Origin of the sequence: Microbacterium sp. 13-71-7 (genome assembly GCF_002257455.1) — a bacterium.
Lineage (GTDB): Bacteria > Actinomycetota > Actinomycetes > Actinomycetales > Microbacteriaceae > Microbacterium.
Map to the genome: position 1 here is coordinate 1 of NZ_NCKN01000285.1, position 4,480 is coordinate 4,480.

The 4,480-nt window shown below is 72.2% G+C and carries 4 protein-coding genes; all 4 read right to left on the reverse strand.

Going from position 1 to position 4,480, the window contains the following annotated elements:
• The coding region (locus B7X32_RS18775; protein WP_292723177.1) for a DUF1684 domain-containing protein at nucleotides 1-640 on the reverse strand (640 nt) is incomplete at its 3' end.
• Nucleotides 637-2,022 (reverse strand): NtaA/DmoA family FMN-dependent monooxygenase, encoded by a 1,386-nt coding sequence (locus B7X32_RS18780; protein ID WP_292723179.1) that lies wholly within the window; start codon nucleotides 2,020-2,022, stop codon nucleotides 637-639. The genes B7X32_RS18775 and B7X32_RS18780, both read right to left, overlap by 4 nt.
• A 19-nt stretch (nucleotides 2,023-2,041) precedes the next feature.
• Nucleotides 2,042-3,232 carry an LLM class flavin-dependent oxidoreductase gene (locus tag B7X32_RS18785; protein WP_292723181.1) on the reverse strand — a complete coding sequence of 397 codons (1,191 nt, stop codon included), beginning with the start codon at nucleotides 3,230-3,232 and terminating at the stop codon, nucleotides 2,042-2,044.
• A gap of 67 nt (nucleotides 3,233-3,299) precedes the next feature.
• The gene (locus B7X32_RS18790) at nucleotides 3,300-4,274 is read right to left on the reverse strand and encodes an LLM class flavin-dependent oxidoreductase (protein WP_292723184.1); all 975 of its coding nucleotides are present in this window, start codon (nucleotides 4,272-4,274) and stop codon (nucleotides 3,300-3,302) included.
• Between the last annotated feature and the right edge of the window lie 206 nt (nucleotides 4,275-4,480).

Consider the following 4,480-nt stretch of genomic DNA (forward strand, 5'->3'; position numbering starts at 1 on the left):
TGACGCCGCTGGTCTCGTCGGTGAACAAGGCGAACAGGGAGCCTGGTCGGTGCCCGTCGAACGCGAGAAGCCGGAACGGCTCGTCGTCGAGGACGAACTCGACATAGCCCGGGGAGTCGTACACGTGGGTGATGCCGTCCACGGCGGCGCCCACTTCGATGGCCCTCGGCGCGACGAACCGGACGAACCGGCCGGTGATCCGCCACCGCGGGTCCGGCGGGTACGCGGCGGTCCCCGCATAGGCCGAGAGGAACGGGAAGTCGGGCCGGCGAGGGCGCAGGATGTCCCTGCCGCCGCGCTTGGCGACTTCGACCACGCCTCCCTCGAACCCGACCGTCACGCCGCCGCGCTCGGCGAGGGGGCCGAACGCATGCGTCTCGGTCACCCCGATGCCGTCGACGGTCAGCGTCTCGCCCTCCGCGAGGAGCACGACGGGGCCGGTGACGCCGGTGAACCACTCGCCGGGGAGCCCCGGGAAGCGGCTCGGTTCGGTCGTCAGCCAGAACAGGCCGGTGACGGCGAGGAAGCCGTGCGGGTCGGCGCGGCGCTCCTCATGCGCGTCGTGCCAGCCCTCCCACTCCTGCACGAACGCGTCCGGTGTCTGGGACGACGCGGTCCCGACCGGGTGAGGGAGCGTCATGGCGTCTGCTCCGTCGTCGCGGAGAGGAGCTCTCCGGAACGTGCGGGCAGGGGCAGGCCCAGGTTCGCGCGGAGGGTCGTGCCGTCGTATTCGGTGCGCAGCGAACCGCGCTCCTGCAGCAGCGGCACGACCTTGTCGACGAACTCGTCGAGGCCGGAGGGGACGACATGGGATCCGAGGACGACGCCGTCTCCGCCGTCCTCCTGCACGAACGTGTCCAGGCGCTCGGCGACCTGCGCGGCGGTGCCCACGTAGCCGGCGGCCGGGGCGATCTCGTGCGCGAGCCCGCGCAGCGTCAGACCCCGCTCCTCGGCGAGCTCACGCCAGCGGCGCACCGTCTCGAACCGATCCTGGAACACGAACGCGCGACCCTGGATGATCGGCGGCGCCTCGGGATCCGGATCGACGTCCGGCAGCGGCCCGTCGGGGTCGTATGCCGACAGGTCCCGGTTCCACACCTGCTCGAACGTCACCTGGATGGTCTTGTCCGTCAGCTGCTGCTCGAGGATGTGGCGCGCCTTCTCCTCTGCGTCCTTCGCCGAATCCCCGATCACGAATCCCGCCGCCGGCAGGATCTTGATGTCCTCCGGTGCGCGACCGAAACGGGCGGCACGCTCCCTGATGTCCGCGGAGAACGCCTTGCCCTCGGCGAGAGACGAATAGGGCGAGAAGATCGCGTCCGCCGTCGAGGCGGCGAAGTCGCGGCCCTGCGGCGAGACCCCCGCCTGGACGATGACCGGGCGCCCCTGCGGGCTGCGCGGCACGGTGAAGCGGCCCGCGATGTCGAACTGCGTGCTGGACTGGGCGAACGCGCCGGCATCGGCCTCCGCGAGGAAGACGCCCGTCGCCTTGTCCGCGACGATCGCCTCCTCGGCCCAGGAGTCCCACAGCCGACGGATCGTGGCGACCGTCTCTTCCGCGCGCACGTAGCGCTCGCTGTGCGGAAGGAAGCCGCCACGGCGGAAGTTCGCGCCGGTGAACGCGTCGAACGAGGTGACGACGTTCCAGCCGGCCCGACCGCTGGAAAGGTGGTCGAGGCTCGCGATCTGGCGGGCGAGCTCGTACGGCTCGTTGAACGTCGCGTTCAGCGTGCCCACCAGGCCGATGTGGTCGGTCACCGCGGCCAGCGCCGCGAGGACGGCGAGCGTGTCGGGGCGGCCGGCGATGTCGTGGTCGAAGATGCGGCCGGCCCTGGCGCGCAGCGCCAGCCCCTCGGCGAGGAAGAAGTAGTCGAAGCGCCCGCGCTCGGCGGTCTGCGCGACGTGCCGGAACGTGGAGAAGTCGATCTGACTGCCTGCGTCGGGGTGCTCCCACAGGGTGTGCTCGTTCACTCCGCCGACGTACGCGGCGAGGATGATCTGCTTGCGTGCTCTCGTGGTCATGGTGTGCTCCTCTGATCGGTCAGACGCCGGCGTAGCGACTGGGTACGTGCTCGGGCAGGCCGAGCAGCCCGCGCAGGGTGTCCGCCTCGTAGGCGTCGTGGAAGAGGCCGCGCGCGCGCAGCTCAGCGGCGAACGCGCCTGCGATGCGGGGCAGGTCGTCGGTCAGGACGCCCGGGCGCAGGCGCACTCCGGCGTATCCGAGGGCGCCGAGCCGGGCGACGAGGTCTGCGAGCTCGGATGCGGAGCCGGTGAAGACGCGTGCGTCGCTCGTGAGCGGGCGGCCGAGGGCGTCGAGACGCCGGAGTCGATCGGCGGCGGCCTCCCCGTCCGGGTCGTCGAGGAACACCACGAGGTCCGCGAAGACCTGCAGGGGCTCGCCGTCGCGTCCCTCGGCTGCGGCGGCGACCTCGGTCAGGATCCGCTCCGCGTGCGCGGTGTCGGCCGGGGTGACGAAGACGAGGTCGGCGGAGCGGGCGGCCAGCCGGTAGGGTACCTCGGCGTGCGCGAGCGCGGCGACGACGGGCTGACCCTGGGGCGGGCGCGGCGTGATGGAGGGCCCCCGCACGCTGAACCAGCGGCCCTCGAAGTCGATCTGGTGCACCTTGTCCGCGTCGAGGAACCGGTCGGTGGCGACGTCGCGGATCTCGGCGTCGTCCTCCCAGCTGTCCCAGAGCCGTCGCACGACCTCGACGGCGTCGGCGGCCTCGTCGAAGAGCTCGCGGACCAGGGCGTCGAAGGCCGGATCGCCCCAGACGACCTGGTCGCCCGGATGCGCGCGGCGCCCGAAATGGGCGGCTTCGTCGGCTCGCCCCGACACCTTCACCTGCCAGCCCGCGCGGCCTTCGCTCGCGAAGTCGAGCGTGGCGATGCCCGTGGAGACGTGGAACGGCTCGGTGTGCGTCGTCGTCGCCGTCGGGATCAGCCCGATGTGCGAGGTGACGGGCGCCACGCGGGAGGCGATCAGCAGTGCGTCCAGGCGCCCGCGCACCTCGTCGGTGCGATCGTCCCCGCGGACGGGATCCGCGGACTGCAGGGCGAGGGAGTCCTCGATGGTGACGAAGTCGAGGAGCCCGTCCTCCGCAGTGCGGACAAGGTCGGTCCAGTACTCAGGGGTGAACAGTTCGGCGGGCCGCGATGAGGGCTCCCGCCAAGCCGCGGGGTGCCAGCCGGCGCCCTCGAGGGCGACGCCGACGCGAAGTCGTGAACTCATGATGTGCTCCTTGTCTGGGACGGTCGATGTGTCTGGGGACGGACGATGGAGAGGACGGCGTGACGCGCTACGCGGCGGCCGAGGCGAGCGCTCCCGCTGCCGGCACCCAGCCGAGGCGGGGCAGGACGGCGTGGCGGATGTCGGAGAGGATCTGCCGGTAGTCGTCGAGGGACAGCGCGTACGGCAGCGCGATGCGCAGCTCCGTGCGACCGTCGATCGCCGGGTCGGACGCGAGCCGCTCCACGATCTCCTCGGCGGTGCCGAACAGATCCCGCTGGAACAGGTGCCCGTTCGTGGGCTGCTCGGTGCGCGCCTGCCTGCTCTCCGCGAACGCCGTGTAGCGCTCGCGCTGGTCGGTCGTGGCGCTGTCGACCGGCAGGATCACCCGCTCGACGCCGACCGACCCCGTGCCGGGGCCGGCGAAGTGCGCGTGGTAGTCGTCGATGTGGGCGCGCTGCGCGTCCTCGAAGGAGGCGGCTCCCGCGGCGGCGGTGATGTTCCCGAGCAGGAGCTTGAGCCCGCGCTCGGCGGCCCAGCGCACCGAGCGGGCGGAGCCGCCGCCGAGCCACACCCGATCCCGGAGGCCCGCGATGTGGGGCTGCACCCGCGGAGTCTGCGGGCCGTAGGGCGTGGGGATGTCCGCGCCGAGGGCGTGGCCTTCGAGCGCCTCGAGGAAGCGTCCGATCAGGACGTAGGGGTCGATGTCGGTCTCGTCCTCGGTGCGACCGAGGCCGTGCAGCAGCGCGCCGTGCGGTGCGGAGGAGCTGACGCCGACGTTGAGCCGGCCGTTCGAGAGGGCGTCGACCGTGCCGAAGTCCTCGGCCAGGCGGAACGGCGTCTCGTAGCCGAGCGGCACGACCGCCGTCTCCAGACGGATCCGCTCGGTGCGCTGGGTGGCCGCGGCCAGGAAGGTCAGCGCAGAGGAGACGCCCCGCTCGAGGTGGCGCTGGCGGATCCCGGCCACCTGCAGGCCGATCTCCTCGGCGCACCACAACACCTTGCGCACGTTGCTGGAATTGCGACGTCCCCAGATCTTCAACATTGCGGTTCCCGTGGTGGGCGATGCCAGCCGCGCACGATACGCCGGCCCACGTCATGACGGCGTCCGCAGCGGTGCGCCGTCACGCCGCGCCCGGCTTGCCGGCCTTGGGCGCGGCCTTGCGCGGCAGCGCGCGCACGTAGGACGACTTGCCGTCCTTCTTCAGCTCGAACAGGCCGATCGCGGCGAGCAGGTCGGATAGCTTGCCG